Below are 16,715 nucleotides of genomic sequence, written 5' to 3' on the forward strand. Positions count from 1 at the left end.
CAAATGGTCCTCCGGTCTCGATTATGAGTTCTCGGATAGTCTGACGATCGCATCCGGCCGGCTGCAGAGATCCGGCAATAACTCCAGGCCTAGGCCCGGCTTCATGTTGACCGTGACCTCTCCATTCGTGACGACGGGCAATTCGGTCACCAACTCCGTATACCAGCCGGTGTAGAACGCCCGGACGCTTTCCTGGATCAAAGCATTCCTCGCATGCAGGGAGAAGTGGCAGGAGGCTGCGTAAACCACCGGCCCGGTGCAGTCATGGGGCGCAACCGGCACATGCCACGCTTCGGCCAGTGCGGCAATCTTGCGCGCCTCGGTGAGGCCGCCGCACCAGGACAGATCGAGCATGGCGACGCCGGCGACTCCGGTTTCGAGATATTCCCGGAAGGCGTGCGTGTAGGAAAGGGTTTCGGATGCGCAGACCCATGCCTTGGAGTGCAGGGCATACTCCTTGAGGTCGCCAATGTTGTCGAGGCGGAACGGATCTTCGTGCCAATAGGTGTCGAACTCTGCGAGAGCCGCGGCAAGCTTCTTGGCCATCGGCAGGCTCCACAGGGAGTGAAACTCGACCATGATGTCCATCTTGTCGCCGACGGCCTTGCGGATCTTGGCGAACGGCTCAAGGGCTGTCCTGAGTTCCGCAGGAGATATGTCATAGCCGTGGCTGCGCTCGGCTGCGACATCGAATGGCCAGATCTTCATCCCCGTGATGCCCTGCTCCAGCAGGGAATGCGCTAGATCGTCGGCGTTGTGCAGGAACGCCTCCAGATCCTCGTATGCACCTTCTGCGCTACCGACTCCCCAGTTCGCCACCTTCTGAGCACGGTTGTCGCGGATATATCGGTATCCGGCGCAGGTGTTGTAGACCCGAATCTTCTCCCGCGAGCGCCCACCCAGCATTTCGCAAATGGGCTTGCCATGAGCCTTGCCGAACAGGTCCCACAAGGCAATGTCGACAGCTGAGTTGCCCCGTGTTTCCACCCCGGCCGATCGCCAGCCAAGATAGTTCTGGAGATCCCGGTTGATCGCCTCGATCTGAAGCGGGTCACGCCCGATCAGCTTGGCTGCGACGGTCTCATGGATACAGGCCTCCACGGCAGCTGCGCCCATGAAGGTTTCACCCAAACCAATAAGGCCCTCATCCGTGTGAAGGCGAACCCAGATGATGTTTGCAAATTCCTGGAGGCGGACTGTCTCGACCCGGGTGATCTTCATTGAACTCTCGTCGTGGCTGCAACCCATGTGGACATGAAAAACGGCAGAGAACAACAGTTACAGTTGACGCCTTGGATGCTGAAGAGAGTAGTACGGTATCCACCGAAATGTGCCATCAGGATGGTATTCATAAGTATAATTCGCAACATTAGAACGCTTCCATAAAATTTGGACTTATTGCAGCGTCTAAAGCTCAAAACCCGTTCCGCACCGAATTGACACTCGTCAAGGCTGCGCCTTAGATCAGTGAAACTTTGCCCATGAGTGACCTTGAACAGTTGCCTGAGGCGAACAGAATAATGTGGGCAGGGACAGGAAACAGGGAGCAGCGGTGAACAGGGCTATATCCTTCTTCTTCAAGGGCCTAGAGGGCCTCTTGGTCTTGCTGCTCGCCGCCATGGTTGTCATGGTCTTTGGCAATGTCGTCCTGCGCTACCTCTTCGATACCGGGATCGACGTATCCGAAGAACTCTCCCGGTACTTCTTCGTCTGGCTGACATTCATCGGAGCGGTCGTGGTGGGACGGCAGAACGCTCACCTTGGTGTGGAAACCCTGGTGGTCCGCTTGGGGGATCAGGGGCGCAAGGTCTGCATGGTACTATCTGACCTATTCGTGATTGGATGCTGCGCCGTCTTCTTTTGGGGAACTTGGCAGCAGGCGGAGATCAACGCCACCAACTATGCTCCCATCACGGAAATCTCGATGCTCTGGGTCTATGGCGTTGGCTTCTTCGCGAGCATCGGGCTGGGCCTGATGGCTGCGCTCCGCATCCTGCGGGTTCTCACCGGACGCCTGAGCGGTCAGGAACTGCGGGCTTTCTCTGGCGACTACAGTGACGATGAAGCGAATGATCTGAGAGGGCACCTCGAGTGACGATTGTCGTATTCCTCACATCTCTTCTGGGGGCCATGGCCCTGGGAATGCCGATCGCCTTCGCGCTCATCGTCTGCGCGCTGGCGCTCATGCTCTGGCTTGGCAACTTCGACAGCCAGATCGTCGCTCAGAACATGATCATAGGGGCAGACAACTTCCAACTCCTGGCCGTGCCTTTCTTTCTGTTGGCCGGAGAGTTGATGAATGTGGGTGGGCTGTCGAAGCGCATCGTCAACTTCGCGCTGGCGTGCCTGGGCCATATTCATGGCGGGTTGGGTTATGTCACCATCGTGGCAGCCCTGATCCTAGCTGCATTATCGGGATCCGCCGCAGCAGATACCGCTGCTCTCGCGGCTATTCTCATCCCGATGATGCGAGACGCCGGATACAACATTCCCCGCGCTGCCGGTCTTATCGCCGCAGGAGGCATCATCGCTCCGGTGATCCCGCCTTCCATCGGCTTCATCATCTTTGGCGTTGCTGCCAATGTCTCCATCTCGCAGCTGTTCCTCGCCGGTGTCGTGCCTGGCTTGATGATGGGCGTCTCATTGGTCGTGGCATGGGCGATCGTCAGCAGGAAAGACAAGATGCAGACGACCCCGCGCACATCCATGCGGGAGCGGGGCAAAGCCTTCGTCGACGGGTTCTATGCACTCCTGATGCCGGTCATGATCCTGGGCGGGATCAAGTGGGGGATCGTGACCCCAACAGAGGCAGCCGTTCTAGCTGCTGTCTATGCTCTTCTGATTGGCATGTTCGTCTATCGCGAACTGAAACCCTCGATGCTGTATGGGGTGTTTCTCACAGCGGCCAAAACGACTGCCGTGGTGATGTTCCTCGTGGCGGCCGCACTCGTGTCTGCTTGGCTGATCACCCAGGCCAACATTCCGGGTGAGATCAGCGGTCTTATCGAGCCTCTGATGGGCAATAAGACCCTGCTCATGTTCGCCCTGATGTTCCTTGTTGTCATCGTCGGAACGGCGCTGGACTTCTCCCCAACAGTTCTGATCCTAACCCCGGTTCTTATGCCGATTGTCAAGCAGGCAGGCATCGACCCGGTCTATTTCGGCGTTCTGTTCATCATCAACAATGCGATCGGACTGATCACGCCTCCGGTTGGGATTGTACTCAATGTGGTAAGCGGCGTGGCTCGTATTCCGATGGGAGCCGTGATCCGAGGGGTTAACCCATTCCTGATCGCTCAATTGATCGTGCTCGTCTTGCTCATCGTAATCCCCGAGCTGGTGACGGTGCCCCTCGCTTTGTTGCGGGGACGCTAACTCGGCTGAAGTTAAACAAAGAGAGAGGAAACAACCATGAAAGCGCTCAAATATACCCTTGCTACAGGTGTTGCGGCGACCATCCTTGCGGCTCTTCCGGCCTATGCGCAATTCACCGAGCGTAACATCCGTATTTCCAACGGTGTGAACGAGGATCACCCCAACGGTAAAGGGGTTGAGAAGTTCAGGGCATGCTTGACCGACAAGTCAGGCGGAAAGCTGAAGGTTCAGGGCTTCTGGGGCAATGCCCTCGGCGGTGATCTGCAGGCGACCCAGGCTCTTCGCTCCGGCACGCAGGAGATGGTCGTCACCTCAAGCTCGCCGCTGATCGGCATCCTGCCGGATCTCGGCGTCTTCGATCTGCCGTTTCTGTTCGCCAACGAGAAGGAGGCTGATGCTGTCCTCGATGGCAGCTTCGGTAAGCACATCGACGCGAAGCTTGAGTCGGTTGGCCTCGTCAATCTGGCTTATTGGGAGAACGGATTCCGCAACCTCACAAACTCGCGTCGTCCGGTCGAGAAGTGGGAGGACTTTAAGGGCCTCAAGGTCCGCGTGATGCAGAACAATGTGTTCCTCGACACCTTCAAGACCCTGGGCGCCAATGCCGTTCCGATGGCTTTCGGTGAGGTGTTTACAGCACTGGAGACCAAGGCCATCGACGGTCAGGAGAATCCCTTCGTGACCATTGATACCTCGAAGTTCTCCGAGGTGCAGAAGTACCTGTCGGTCACCCGTCATGCCTATACGCCGTTCCTCGTTCTCTACTCCAAGAAGCTGTGGGACGGATTGTCGAAGGATGAGCAGGCGGCATTGCGCGATTGTGCGGCTGTGGCTCGCGATGAGCAGCGGAAAGTCTCCCGTGAGCTGTCTGAGGCCTCGCTCAACAAGATCAAGGGTCAAGGCGTCGTGGTCAACGAGCTGAATGCACAGGAGGCCAACCGCATGCGCGAGCAGGCGAAGGCCGTTTGGGAGAAGCATGCGTCGACGATCGGTCCGGAAACCGTGAAGATGATGCAGGACGAGCTGACGAAGGTTCGGGGAAAGTAATTCTTCCATTATGAAGAGGTGGCGCCGCTGACAGCGGCGCCACCTACGTTTCTAATGTCCAGATAATTCACGGTACCCAGCTGCGGCATTGCTGAATAAGGGATTTTGATCGATGCAGATCCTCATTCTCGGAGCCGCCGGAATGGTCGGCCGTAAGCTCGTCGAGCGCCTGCTGAAAGAACGGCATCTCGGCGGGCAGGAGATCTCCCGTCTTGTCCTGCACGACGTGGTCGAGCCGGAGCGACTTGAGGCACCGTTTGCAATCGACACTCTGAAATCCGACTTCTCCATCCTAGGCGAGGCCGAGCGCCTCGTGGCGTCCCGCCCGGATGTCATCTTTCATTTGGCTGCGATCGTTTCCGGCGAAGCGGAGGCCGATCTGGAGAAGGGCTATCGGATCAATCTGGACGGCACCCGGTTCCTCTTCGATGCCATTCGCCATATCGGAGATGGCTATCGACCGCGGCTGGTGTTTACGTCATCCATCGCCGTGTTCGGGGCGCCTTTTCCGGAGGCAATCGGCGATGAGTTCTTCCTGACACCTCTTACGAGCTACGGCACCCAGAAGGCCATAGGCGAGCTGCTGCTGGCCGACTATTCGCGACGAGGCTTCTTTGACGGTATCGGCATCCGGCTGCCGACCATCTGCGTACGTCCTGGAAAGCCCAACAAGGCCGCTTCAGGGTTCTTCTCTGGCATCATTCGCGAACCTTTGAACGGGCAGGAGGCTGTCCTGCCGGTGCCTTTGGAGGTGCGCCATTCCCACGCTTCGCCGCGGTCAGCCGTTGACTTCCTCATCCATGCGGCAACTCTCGACCTCTCCCAGGTGGGACCTCGCCGCAATTTGACGATGCCGAGTGTGTCAGTGACCGTCGCTGAGCAGATTGATGCGCTCAGGCGGATCGCCGGCGACCGTTGCGTCGCCCGGATCCGGCACGAGATCGATCCGACCATCGTGAGCTTTGTCGAAGGCTGGCCCGAGCGCTTCGATGCGCGCAGGGCCGAAGGTCTAGGCTTTCAGGCAGAGAAGAGTTTCAAGGAGATCATCTCGATTTACATCGAAGACGAGCTTGGAGGCGTTCTACCGGACCGGTAGCGCCTCTGACCCGTGTCTTTCGGGCCATGCTATCATTGAGGCCGTTCTGGACAGAACCGCTGCCTGAGCCGGGCCCATTTTCGAACAGCCCAGATGGTAAAATGACCGACAGGTTTCCGCAGGAAGCGGATGTCATAGGCCATCAGCAGCAGGCCTAACGGCAGCATCCACAATCCGAGGAAAGGCAGGATCGAGAATATTCCTCCAATGGCGAAGAGAATGCCGACAGGCAACCTGATCCACCGAGCCGCTGGATGGCGAAGGTTCCGAAGAACCCGCGCGACTTTGCCAGGCACCTCATGTTCCAGTTGCCTGAACGCCTGTCTCAGAACAGCTCTGCCGCTAATGGCTCCCATGGCTTCTGAAGTTCTTATTCATGGCGAGAGTTCCACGATCCTCCGGCAGTCTCATGATCAACGGCACCAGTGGCAACTGGCGTCAAGCGATAGGAAAGCTTCCTATTCGAAGTTGATAACTAATGAGCTGCATCATTGACGATATGCATTCTGCAAGGATTTGCGTGCATAGAACTAGTTTTTAAGCATTAAGTCCTAATAACGCAACAGCGACAGCGTGCCTTCCCTGTTCCTCGATCATTGAGGATTTCAGATCTCGTTCTTTCTGGTCGAGACGCTGAAGATAGGGATCGAATTCAAGCGGAAGTGCAGGATCGCCCAGGAAGCGCGGCTTATCTCCGCGCTCATAATATTCTGCTCTCAGCAATCGGCCCAAATGGTCCTGGATATTGGCCGGGAGCGAGGGGGTATTGCTGCGATACTGCGGTGAGGGTTTTGTGGCTTTAGGCGAGAAAAGATATTCTGTTGCTTTGGTGATCATGTTGTAGCCCCACAGGTACCTGAAACAACGCTAAATCTTGGCCTTGGTTGCAAGCCGAAAAGGAGAGGCCGCGTAGGTGCGCGCGCGACCATCCCGTCGTCTTCTTCAAAGGTCTTGAATCGTGTCTTTTCTGATACAGACACATCCCCGCAAATCAGACACCTTGGCTGTTGACGCAGCGGCATCGTTCCGCGTGCCGTGAGAGACGCAACAGTTTCTCTGTGGGGGCAAAGGTGGATCAGGTGGATCTTGAGGTCGAGCATATTGCCCGGGCGTTCTTTGTCGCTTGGCATGAGACAGAAGCTTGGGAGAACGCCTCCCGAAGCCTGAAGCATGAGTTTCGCCTGTATGCCAGAAGAGCCATCAGCATGGTGGACAGGCGCCAAGAGCAGGCACACCGTGTCGAACTGGAGATATCTCCGATCAGAGTCCTGGAAACTGCCTAAGGCAATTCCAATCCTCTTAGACAATACCAAGCCTCTTTTATCAGGATCACACCGGCGTCCTGGACTTGCTTCAACCTATCCTGAGAACACAGCTTTTTATGCGCCAAAACGGGGGAGGGCTGTTGAAGGGATGGTTTTTCTTGCCATGTTGAAAGGGTGCAGGCTCTCGGCGGAGAGACCGGGGAGTTTTTCATGCAGTCACCCGACGAATGGGAGATCCCTCCTGAATTCCAGCCTGATCCGAGGCTGCTCGATTACGATCTGAAAAACGCCTTGTCGGCCGTCGTTTCCCTGCGGGCCCGTGTTCCTGAAGACGCTTTCACTGCTGAGACTCTCGGTATCGAACGAGCGGGGCAGGGCGTGGTCATCCGGGATGACGGCCTTGTCCTGACCATCGGGTATCTCATTGCCGAGGCCGAGGACGTCTGGCTCACCACCAACCGGGGGCGTGTGGTGCAGGCTCATGTGATCGCCTACGATTATGAGAGCGGCTTCGGCCTGGTTCAGGCGCTCGAGCCTCTTGGCGTGCCGGTGCTGGCGCTCGGAGACTCCCGGCGCCTGAAACCTGGGGAGCAGGTCGTCGTCGGCGGAAGCGGGGGACAGATCCATTCCCTGGCAGCCCAGGTCGTCGCCTGCCAGGAATTTGCGGGATATTGGGAGTATCTGATCGACGGGGCTGTCTTCACCGCGCCAGCTCACCCAAACTGGGGCGGAACGGCGTTGATTGGCCCGCGCGGCGACCTTATGGGCATCGGCTCCCTTCAACTCCAGCACCAAGCGTCCGGCGGAACGATTGTGCCCCTTAACATGAGCGTGCCCATCGATCTCCTGAAGCCCATCCTCGACGACCTTCTGACGTCTGGCCGAGTCAAGCGCGAGCCGCGGCCCTGGCTGGGCTTCTACGTTGCCGAGGCCGATGACGACGAGCTCACGATCATTGGCCTTGCAGGGGACGCCCCGGCACAGCGCGCCGGCCTGCGTGCCGGTGATCAGATCCATGCGGTCGCAGAGCAGAGCGTGACCTCGCTAGCGGAGTTCTACCGGGCCATCTGGGCGCTCGGTCCGGCCGGTGTTGACGTTCCGTTCACTATTGAGCGGGAAGGCGACAGGTTCGACGTGACGATCCGATCGGCAGACAGGGGCCGCTTCATGAAGACCCCCCGCCTGCAATAGCGCTTGTGCCCTGCAAACCTCCTCGGGAAATAGCCAGCTTGCGTGAGTGCGTTGGCTTCCGGATGAGGCGATTGCCCAAGGAGAGATGACGATGAGTCTGACTGTCACCTTGCCGAATGGCAAAAGCGTTCCCGCGCTCGGGCAGGGCACCTGGCAGATGGCCGAGAAGGCCAGCCGCCGGACGCAAGAGATCGAGGCCCTGCGCCTCGGGGTGGAACTTGGACTGACCCTCATCGACACGGCTGAGATGTATGGGGAGGGAGCCGCCGAGGAACTGGTGGCCGAGGCTCTGTCCTCAGAGCGAGACCGCGTTTTCCTCGTCAGTAAGGTCTACCCTCACAATGCCAGCCGGCGGGGTGTCGTCGAGGCCTGCGAGCGCAGCCTCTGGCGGCTGAAGACAGATCGACTGGATCTCTACCTCCTGCATTGGCGCGGAAGCGTGCCGTTGGAGGAGACTGTCGCCGGTTTCGAAGAGCTTCGCCGGTCCGGCAAGATCCGACAGTGGGGCGTCAGCAACTTCGACGTGGAAGACATGGAGGAGCTGCTTGGCGTGCCAAGTGGAGAGAACTGCGCCACCAATCAAGTTCTCTACAATGTGACCCGGCGGGGCCCCGAGTTCGACCTCATTCCATGGATGACGGCTCGCCGCATGCCATTGATGGCTTACAGTCCGATCGAGCAGGGAAGGCTGCCCCAAGGCGGCGCGCTGCAAGCCATCGCACGAAAGCATGAGGCAAGCCTATTTCAGATCGCTCTGGCATGGCTGCTGAACAGGCCAGGGGTAATTTCTATTCCGAAAGCGTCGAGCATCCAGCATGTGCGGGAAAACCATCAGGCGCTGGAGATCCGGTTGACTCCGGAAGACTTGGCAGCCATCGAAGCCGAGTTCCCGGCGCCGAAACGCAAGCGTCCGCTGGAGATGATTTAGGTGGCCAGTATTATGAGTTTCTCCCAAACCGACGCTATGACTGTCGCGGAACTTCTCAGGACCGTGGCAAAGGCAGAGATTCTGCCACGCTTCCGAAATTTGTCCGCTGGTGCCATACGGGCCAAGACCGGTCATCTCGACCTCGTCACGGATGCGGACGAAGCAGCCGAACGGGCAATCGAGACGGAACTTCAGCGTCTCTTCCCCGCGGCCCTCGTCGTCGGCGAGGAAGGTGTAAGCCGCAATCCGCGGCTGCTTGACGACCTGGACGAAGCAGATCTCGCCTTCATCCTGGATCCTGTCGACGGCACGCTCAACTTCGCATCCGGGCTCCCACTGTTCGGCGTCATGGCGGCCGTGGTGATGAAAGGGGAGGTCGTCTGCGGAGTGATCCTTGATCCGATCTCGGACGATTGGGCCATGGCCGTTCGTGGTGAGGGGGCTTGGATCCAGCATCCCGACGGCAGCACCGCTCCGCTAAGTGTTGCATCTGCCGCTCCGCTTGCCGAGATGGCGGGCAACGTCTCCTGGCGCTATCTTCCCGAGAACCTGCGTCCTGTTGTGACGGGCAACCTGCCGAAGGTCGCGATGGCGGCGGACCTCCGCTGCTCGGCGCATACCTATCGGCTCATCGCCGCAGGTCACCTGCACTTCTCGTTCTCGTCCAGTGTCATGCCCTGGGATCACGCGGCCGGCTGGCTGATTCATCGAGAGGCTGGCGGCTACTCGGCGCATTTCGATGGCTCTGCTTACCGTCCGGCCAACCGGAGCGGCGGTCTCATCAGCGCGCCCGACGAGAAAAGTTGGCAGGCCGTGCGCGACGCGCTTCTTCCCTCTCAGACCTGATCCTTCTTGCGAAGGTAGTTGTAGACGGTGGCGCGGCCCAAGCCGAGAATCCGCGAGATATAGGCTGCCGCATTGCGCCCGCCGAAGGCGCCGTCGCCGGCCAGATCGGCAACGAGCTGCTGCTTCTGCAGGCGCGTCATCTCCGCGATCGAGAGCCCACGTTCACGGGTCCAGCTCTGGATATACTCGTTGATGCGCTCGTGCCAATCTTCCTTGAACAGGGAAGCCGGTTTCCCGGCGAATTGGGGAACCGCCACGAGGGTGGACAGCGTCTGCATCACCGCATGGAAATGTGATACATCGACGTTGATGCAGAGGATGCCGATGCCCTTGGAACCCGCACGAAGAACGGCGCTGACCGACTTGATGCGCCTGCCGTCCCAGTTCACCTTTTCATAAGGGCCAATGATGACATCGGACGGCTTGAAATCGATTTCATGCAGGAGAGACGGCTCGCCGAGCTCTCGTTTGGAAAACGGGCTCGATAGATAGACAACGGTCTCGGTCGAGAGATCGTGCAGCACCACTTCCGCATAGGGCTGAAACAGCAGGGCGATAGCGTCGCACACCGGAGCATAGGCTGCCAGCTCCGGTCTAATGTCGGTTGCCCGAGACACCTTCTGCGCCTGTGTCATGTGAGTTCCGCACGCACGAAGGCCGCAAGGCGCTGGAGACCCGCCTCCAGGTGATGGGCAGGCGCGCCGATACCGATCCTGATGTAGTGATCCATGCCATAGACGTCGCCCGGCAGGAGCATGATGCCGCGCTCTTCACGCAGGCGATGCACCAGCTCCGTCGAGTTCATGGGCATCGCATAGCGGATGAACGCCATGCCGCCGGCCTTGGGCGGCACGAAAGAGAACAGGCCGCTGTTCTCATCGACCCAGCGCTGCAGGAGAGCGAGATTCTCGCGCAGGATGCGCTTGCTGCGGGACAGGATCTCCTGCCGCTTTGCGGGCTCCACGACGATCTCGGCCACGAATTCGCTGACGGCACCCGTCGTTATCGAGGTGTAGTCCTTGCGCTGCCAGGACGCGTAGATCTCCTGCGCAGGCCCGACAAGCCAGCCGATGCGCAGGCCGGGCAGTGCCATTGCCTTCGAGAGGCCACTGGTGATGATGGCTTTCTCATAAAGATCGGCAAAGCTCGGGGGCTCATCCTGCTCCAGCTCTGCTCCCTTGTAGACCTCATCCGCGTGCAGGTAGATTCCGTGCTCGCGGGCAATGGCCACGAGACCGTCCATCGTCTCGCGCGACAGAACGCTACCTGTCGGGTTGTTGGGGTTGCAGATCGTCATCATCTTCGTGCGGGTGGACACGGCCTTGCGCACATCGTCGAGATCGGGAGTCCATCCCAGCTCCTCCCGGAGAAGAATCTCCTTGACGGTCACGCCAACGGCACGGGCCCAACCCCAGATCTGCAGGTAGTTCGGAACGAAGACGACGAGCTCGTCGCCCGGTTCGAGCAGCGACATCACGAGCAGGAAATTCGCTTCGGCCGAACCATTGGTAACGATGACTTCGTCAGCCGTACGTCCCGTATACAACCTGGCGATGGCCTGGCGCAGCTCCACACGTCCGTTTGTCCAGCCGTAGCCCAGCTCCACGTCGAGCAACTGCTCCTGTTGTGCAGGCGTCAGGAGCTCACGCAGGGAATAGGGATGCACGCCGCTGTCGGACAGGTTGTACTCGACCGTATTCTCGTACAGCGACTGAATGCGCTCGAGGGTGAATTCTTCGATTTTCATGGGATCCCTACGAGGCTAAGCAAATTGTTAAGGATCTGTAACATCATGAATTTGGACAAGAAAGTCCAAATTGGACTTGACGGTTAAAAACCTCCCCTGCCATGGTCCCGGTCCATTCAGCGCCGAAGCGCTGCCATTTCCGAATTGGAGCAATCGTGCACTTTGATACCTTTCTCATGGAACGGAACCAGACGCTCTTCGAGAACGGCGTCGAGATCAATCTAACCGAAAGCGGCGTGCATCCCTGGACCATCGAGGAAATCATGCCGACGGATGCCGCGCAGGAGCTCCTGCGGCTGCCGCTCGGCTATGGCTGGACGGATGGCCGGCCGGATCTGCGGTCTGCGATCGCAAATTGGTATCCGGATGCATCGGCCTCCAATGTGCTTGTCACCAACGGTTCCTCGGAGGCGACGATGATCGCCCTGATGGCCATGGTGAATCCAGGCGACAATGTTCTCTTCGCGGTTCCCAACTTCATGCAGGTCGACGGCCTGGGACGGGCTCTTGGCATGAATGTTCAGCGGCTTCCGCTCCTGGCCGATCAGGGATGGCAGATCGATCCCGATGCCCTCGCGCAGGCGGTGGACGGTGGTGTGAAGCTGATAGCCGTGACCAATCCCGGAAACCCGACGGGCGCTGTCCTCTCGTCTCGCAGCCGCGAGCTTCTGGTGGAAACCTCACGCAGGGCAGGAGCGTGGCTCATGGTCGACGAGATCTATCGCGGCGGCGAGATCGACAAGACGGAAACGGAAACTTTCTACGGAAGCTACGACCGCGTCATCGTCACCAGCAGCCTGTCGAAGTCGTTCGCCTGCCCGGGCCTGCGCCTCGGCTGGATCGTTGGGCCGGAAGTGGTTGTCGAGGAGGCAGCCAAGCGTCAGGACTACACCACCATCGGCAGCGGAATCCTCAGCCAGATCGTCGGCGCGGCCGTGATGGCACCGGAGAACCGTGAGCGCATTCTGGCACGAGGGCGGGCTCTGCTGCGCGAGAATGCAGACATCGTTCAAAGCTGGATCGAGAAGCGGAACCGCTGGTCCTGGCAACGGCCTGCGGCTGGTGGCATGGCTTTCCTGCATTATGACTTCGATATGTCCTCGGAGACCCTGTCCAATGCGTTTCGCGAAGAGGAAAGTGTCTTCGTCGTGGCAGGAAGCTGGTTTGGGATCGAGAACCACATCCGGATCGGTATTGGGGTGAAGACCGAACACCTCGTGGAAGGGCTCGCCCGCCTCGACACCTTCCTCGCCCGCCGCGGCTTGGCTTGAGGCGAGGCCAACACGATGCTGCCGCACGACCATTTGCTGAAGGCAAGCGAAGAACTCCGCCGTCTCGTGGCCATTCCATCCGTCAGCGCTCGGGGTGAAAGACTCGTCGAGTGCGCCGAGGCCGTTCGCGATCTGCTGGTCGAGGCGGGCTTCGAAACTGAGATGCAGCCTGGAGAGGTAGGTCCGTTCGTCGTGGGCGAGATCGGCAGCGGCCCTCTCACGGTCATGATCTACAATCATTACGACATTCAACCCGAAGACCCGGTGTCGCTGTGGGATTCTCTACCTTTCGAGATGTCCGAGCGGGATGGCCGCTGGTACGGGCGCGGGGTTGCAGACGACAAAGGGGAGTTCATTAGCCGCCTCGCAGGCTGGCGCCTGTTCCGGGAGCAGCATCCGGGTCCCTTGCCGTTCAGGCTCATCTGGTTGGTCGACGGTGAGGAGGAGATCGGCAGCCCGTCGCTCGAAGCCTTCCTGAAAAGGCGTTTTAAGGGCGAAGCGGTCGATGTCTGCTGGTGGGAGTATGGCGAGATCGACGCAGGCGGGCGTCCGATCATCCTTTGCGGCTTTAAGGGTGTGATGGCGATTGAGCTGCGCGCCAGAACGGCAAGAGCGGATCTGCATTCAAGCCTCGGCGCCGTCTTCGAAAATCCGCTGTGGAGGCTTGCAGCCGCGACCGCGTCCCTCCGCGATCGATCGGGGCGGATCCTGATCGACGGTTTCTACGATGCCGTCCGGCAGCCTTCTCCAAGCGATAGCGAACTGGCCTCGGCCCCTCCTTACTCGCTTGATAGCCTGATGGAGGCGACCGGCGCGCAGCGGCTACTCGATGGAGTTGATGCCGGGAGCTTCTACCGTGCCGTCAATTTCGAGCCTTGCATCAATGTGAATGGCTTCGCGGGCGGTTATGCGGGCGAAGGCGCAAAGACCGTTCTGCCTGCAGAAGGCGCGGTCAAGATCGATTTCCGCCTCGTGCCCCATCAGGACCCGCAACGAATTGTTGCGCTTCTGCGCGCGCATCTCGACAGACATTGCTTCGAGGACATTGAGCTAATCGTTCATGATGCCAATGTGAAGCCGGTGCGAGCGTCGACCGATCAATGGTTCGTTCAGGATGTGAAGGAGCTTCTGGAAGGGTATTTCGGCCGACCCGCTATCGTGCAACCGAGCTCGCCAGCCTCGGGCACGGCCCATCCCTTCGTGGAACAGCTGGGCGCCGAGATCGTCGGCCTTGGCATCACACATCATGGAGCCATGCTTCACTCGCCCAATGAGAACATCATCATCGACCAGTTCGCCAGAATGATCGAATGCTCTGCTGCAATTCTTGCAAGGCTATCCGAAAGGGCGATCCAGATGAGGGATCGGTCGAATTCCGAGCAACTGCCAGACGGAGAAATGCCATGATCAGCATCGGTCTTGAGGCAGCAGCCCAATCGATGCAGGCCCGCCGGCGGATCTGCAGCCACATCTACGAGACACGCTTGCTCCCGTCCCGGCATATCGGTCGGGAAGCCGGCTCGGCGCTCTTCATCAAGGCCGAGAACTTCCAGCTCACCGGGTCGTTCAAGATCCGCGGAGCTGCCAGCAAGATGACAGCACTCGGCATCGACCGGGAAGTCATCACGGCATCGTCCGGCAACCATTGTATCGCGTCGGCGCAGGCTGCTGCATCGATCGGTCAGGCATTGACCGTGGTGCTGCCGTAGACTGTAACGCAGACCAAGCTCGACCGCATCGCTCCTTCAACGTGAAAGTTATTCTGCACGGCGCGGAGAGCGGCTTGGCGGAGCTTTATTCGCAGGAGCTAGCGGCAGCCCGCGGTCTCGTTTACGTGTCTCCCTACAATGATCCCGAGATCGTCGCCGGGCATGGAACTATCGGGCTCGAACTGCTTGAGCAGGCGGAGGAGATCGATAATGTCTTCATCGCTATGGGAGGCGGGGGGCTGATCAGCGGGATCGGCTCCGTGCTCAAGAGCTTTAGTTATCGAACACGAGTCTACGGCGTGGCCGCTCAGAATTCTGCAGCTTTTGCGGCATCGATGGCGGTAGGACGTGTTGTCGAGACCAAGCATCACGATACCCTTGCGGACGGTGTTGCAGAAGGCATGGAAGAGGACAGCATCACGCTGCCGCTCGCTGTCTCGGTGGTCGATGAAGTCGTCACCTGCACAGAGATCGAGATCGCGCATGCGCTTAGAGAGCTGGCATTCAGGGAAAACCAGATCGCGGAGGGCGCGGCGGCTCTCGCCTTGGCCGGGTTCCTCAAAGTGGCGGAACGCTGCAGAGGTCAGAAGAGCATCGTCATACTGTGCGGAGCGAACTTCGACTAGGACAAGATTTTCTCCGTTCTGAACGGTCAAGGGTGCGAACCATCGCTGCCGCCGGTCCGATCACCTTTCTCAATCCGTCGCAGATCGAGCAGCGATTGAAGGGCGTGAATCTTGTGCGCTTGATGGAGCGGGCTTTCGCAGCCTTCTCCCGTGGCGAGGCTGTGATCCCAGCGCCCGGTGAGCTCCTGTTTGAGGAACCGCCGGGTGAGGTCCATATCAAGTATGGCTACCTGAAGACTGGCGACACCTATGTGATCAAGATCGCATCCGGGTTCTGGAACAATCCCGCACACGGCTTGAGCAGCAGCGATGGCCTTCTGCTCGTCTTCAGGAAGGATACGGGAGAATTGGCAGCCGTACTCAACGACCACGGGCGCTTGACGGATCTGCGCACGGCAGCGGCCGGCGCTGTCGCTGCCAAGGACCTCGCGCCTGAACAGATCGAGAATGTCGGCGTGCTTGGGACAGGCATTCAGGCGGAGTTGCAAGCTCAACTCCTCCAAGCGGTTCGGCCATGTCGGAACATCGTGTTCTGGAGGCGCAATCCGGAACGGGGAAACGCTTATGCCGAACGAATGCGGGATAGAGGTTTCCTCGTCGAGACTGCGTGGTCGCCTGCCGAGGCCGCGCTCCGCTGACACCTGATCGTCAGTGCCACGGCAAGCCAGGAACCGCTCCTGCAATGGTCTGACATTCAGCCCGGCACCCATATCACGGCTATCGGCGCCGACAGTGCCGACAAGCAGGAGCTGGATCCAGCAATCATCCGACGAGCTGACCTTGTCGTCACAGATAGTAGAGTGCAAGGTCGATCACGGGGTGAGCTCTGGCACACCTATAGGGTCGATAATGCAGGCATGAGCCGCATCGTCGAGATTGGCGAGATCATTTCGGGAATGGTCAAGGGCCGAACGGCAGCCGAACAGGTGACAGTGTAAACATTCTCGGGGCTCGCCGTTCAAGATATTGCAATCGCGTCAGCCGTTCTCAGCCGTTCATGACGCCGCTGCCCTCAAGGGGCATGCTCGATCCGCTCGATCAGGAAGTCTATCTCCGCGATCTTTCTAAGGCGGCGTTTGCATTGCCTGTCGAGATACCAAGCTCTGCAGATGCTTAAACCCAGGAGAGGAAGCCCCCAGAGGATGCTGACGACGTTCAGAAGCACCAGGGTCAGGAATGCAATGGACAGGACCCATGCCTCGATGCGTCCGAAGCCTTCGGTGAATTGGTTTCTCAGGAAAAGCTGCTGCCGCTCGATGAGGAGCTGGCTCCTGGCATATTCGAGCAGGTGTTTCTTCTCAGCCATCGGCCGGGAGCTACGCCGCTGCTCTAGGCTTCCTCTGAGTTCTGTGAGATCCGAAACTCTATCAGGAGTGTCGTAGGCTCTTTCAATGGGTACGAAGGCTGCGATAATCAGGCGATGCAGGGCAACGAGCGCTGGAGGTTGGTTATCTTGCTCCGTTTGTAATGCGCCTGGTTCGAAGTTATCGGTGATACGATTGCGGATTTGGGCCACGGCAGTCACTTGGCGACCTTGCTCGAAGACAGTGGCGACGTGCATCGCGATTGCCGCCTCGATTGTCGCTCCTGCCCTGTCCGTTGACATCACAACTT

At 59.1% G+C, this 16,715-nt stretch carries 16 protein-coding genes and 1 pseudogene; 12 read left to right on the forward strand and 5 right to left on the reverse strand.

All coding sequences use genetic code 11. The features are described from left to right. Positions 1–21 precede the first annotated feature (21 nt). Entirely contained in the window at positions 22–1,221 is a 1,200-nt protein-coding gene (locus I2H36_RS01385; RefSeq protein WP_196262095.1) for a mandelate racemase/muconate lactonizing enzyme family protein, read from the reverse strand. A gap of 331 nt (positions 1,222–1,552) precedes the next feature. On the opposite strand from I2H36_RS01385, the gene I2H36_RS01390 reads away from it, so the two are divergent. The 4 genes from I2H36_RS01390 to denD all read left to right on the forward strand — a co-directional run bounded on the left by I2H36_RS01390 (position 1,553) and on the right by denD (position 5,518). Further along, positions 1,553–2,095, forward strand: coding sequence for a TRAP transporter small permease subunit (locus I2H36_RS01390; RefSeq protein WP_196262096.1), 543 nt, complete (start codon positions 1,553–1,555; stop codon positions 2,093–2,095). Then, on the forward strand, positions 2,092–3,375 hold the full coding sequence (locus I2H36_RS01395) for a TRAP transporter large permease subunit (RefSeq protein ID WP_196262097.1): 1,284 nt from the start codon (positions 2,092–2,094) through the stop codon (positions 3,373–3,375). The genes I2H36_RS01390 and I2H36_RS01395 overlap by 4 nt, the downstream gene beginning before the upstream one ends. 36 nt (positions 3,376–3,411) lie before the next feature. Continuing rightward, positions 3,412–4,422 carry a TRAP transporter substrate-binding protein gene (locus I2H36_RS01400; protein ID WP_196262098.1) on the forward strand — a complete coding sequence of 337 codons (1,011 nt, stop codon included), beginning with the start codon at positions 3,412–3,414 and terminating at the stop codon, positions 4,420–4,422. Between the two features lie 112 nt (positions 4,423–4,534). Beyond that, positions 4,535–5,518: a D-erythronate dehydrogenase gene (gene denD / locus I2H36_RS01405; RefSeq protein ID WP_196262099.1), complete on the forward strand. Its 984-nt coding sequence runs from the start codon at positions 4,535–4,537 to the stop codon at positions 5,516–5,518. Positions 5,519–6,055: 537 nt separating this feature from the next. Here the strand turns inward: denD and I2H36_RS01410 are convergent. After that, positions 6,056–6,355 (reverse strand): hypothetical protein, encoded by a 300-nt coding sequence (locus I2H36_RS01410; protein ID WP_246718593.1) that lies wholly within the window; start codon positions 6,353–6,355, stop codon positions 6,056–6,058. Positions 6,356–6,993: 638 nt separating this feature from the next. Between I2H36_RS01410 and I2H36_RS01415 the strand changes: the two genes are divergently transcribed. From I2H36_RS01415 to I2H36_RS01425, 3 genes are all read left to right on the forward strand, one after another. Further along, a complete protein-coding gene (locus I2H36_RS01415) occupies positions 6,994–7,974 on the forward strand; it encodes a S1C family serine protease (RefSeq protein WP_196262100.1) in 981 nt (326 codons plus the stop codon). A gap of 91 nt (positions 7,975–8,065) precedes the next feature. Continuing rightward, a complete protein-coding gene (locus I2H36_RS01420) occupies positions 8,066–8,902 on the forward strand; it encodes an aldo/keto reductase (protein WP_425523263.1) in 837 nt (278 codons plus the stop codon). A gap of 12 nt (positions 8,903–8,914) precedes the next feature. Continuing rightward, entirely contained in the window at positions 8,915–9,748 is an 834-nt protein-coding gene (locus I2H36_RS01425; RefSeq protein WP_196262102.1) for an inositol monophosphatase family protein, read from the forward strand. Here the strand turns inward: I2H36_RS01425 and I2H36_RS01430 are convergent. Further along, on the reverse strand, positions 9,739–10,383 hold the full coding sequence (locus tag I2H36_RS01430; protein ID WP_196262103.1) for a helix-turn-helix transcriptional regulator: 645 nt from the start codon (positions 10,381–10,383) through the stop codon (positions 9,739–9,741). The genes I2H36_RS01425 and I2H36_RS01430 overlap by 10 nt on opposite strands. Further along, complete coding sequence (locus tag I2H36_RS01435) at positions 10,380–11,495, reverse strand: aminotransferase class I/II-fold pyridoxal phosphate-dependent enzyme (RefSeq protein ID WP_196262104.1); 1,116 nt, start codon at positions 11,493–11,495, stop codon at positions 10,380–10,382. The genes I2H36_RS01430 and I2H36_RS01435 overlap by 4 nt, the downstream gene beginning before the upstream one ends. 155 nt (positions 11,496–11,650) lie before the next feature. Between I2H36_RS01435 and I2H36_RS01440 the strand changes: the two genes are divergently transcribed. From I2H36_RS01440 to I2H36_RS19860, 5 genes and pseudogenes are all read left to right on the forward strand, one after another. After that, the gene (locus I2H36_RS01440; protein WP_196262105.1) at positions 11,651–12,766 is read left to right on the forward strand and encodes an aminotransferase class I/II-fold pyridoxal phosphate-dependent enzyme; all 1,116 of its coding nucleotides are present in this window, start codon (positions 11,651–11,653) and stop codon (positions 12,764–12,766) included. 15 nt (positions 12,767–12,781) lie between these two features. Further along, positions 12,782–14,173, forward strand: a complete 1,392-nt coding sequence (locus tag I2H36_RS01445) for a M20/M25/M40 family metallo-hydrolase (protein ID WP_196262106.1) — start codon at positions 12,782–12,784, stop codon at positions 14,171–14,173. After that, a complete protein-coding gene (locus I2H36_RS20265; protein WP_210330884.1) occupies positions 14,170–14,475 on the forward strand; it encodes a pyridoxal-phosphate dependent enzyme in 306 nt (101 codons plus the stop codon). The genes I2H36_RS01445 and I2H36_RS20265 overlap by 4 nt, the downstream gene beginning before the upstream one ends. Before the next feature lie 41 nt (positions 14,476–14,516). Continuing rightward, positions 14,517–15,101 (forward strand): pyridoxal-phosphate dependent enzyme, encoded by a 585-nt coding sequence (locus I2H36_RS01450; protein ID WP_343234379.1) that lies wholly within the window; start codon positions 14,517–14,519, stop codon positions 15,099–15,101. A 32-nt stretch (positions 15,102–15,133) separates the two neighbouring features. Continuing rightward, positions 15,134–16,039, forward strand: a pseudogene (locus tag I2H36_RS19860) (Rossmann-fold NAD(P)-binding domain-containing protein). Between the two features lie 74 nt (positions 16,040–16,113). Here I2H36_RS19860 and I2H36_RS01465 read toward each other — a convergent pair. After that, complete coding sequence (locus tag I2H36_RS01465; protein WP_196262108.1) at positions 16,114–16,707, reverse strand: hypothetical protein; 594 nt, start codon at positions 16,705–16,707, stop codon at positions 16,114–16,116. Between the last annotated feature and the right edge of the window lie 8 nt (positions 16,708–16,715).

The sequence above is a fragment of the Microvirga terrestris genome, from assembly GCF_015694425.1.
GTDB classification, from domain to species: domain Bacteria; phylum Pseudomonadota; class Alphaproteobacteria; order Rhizobiales; family Beijerinckiaceae; genus Microvirga; species Microvirga terrestris.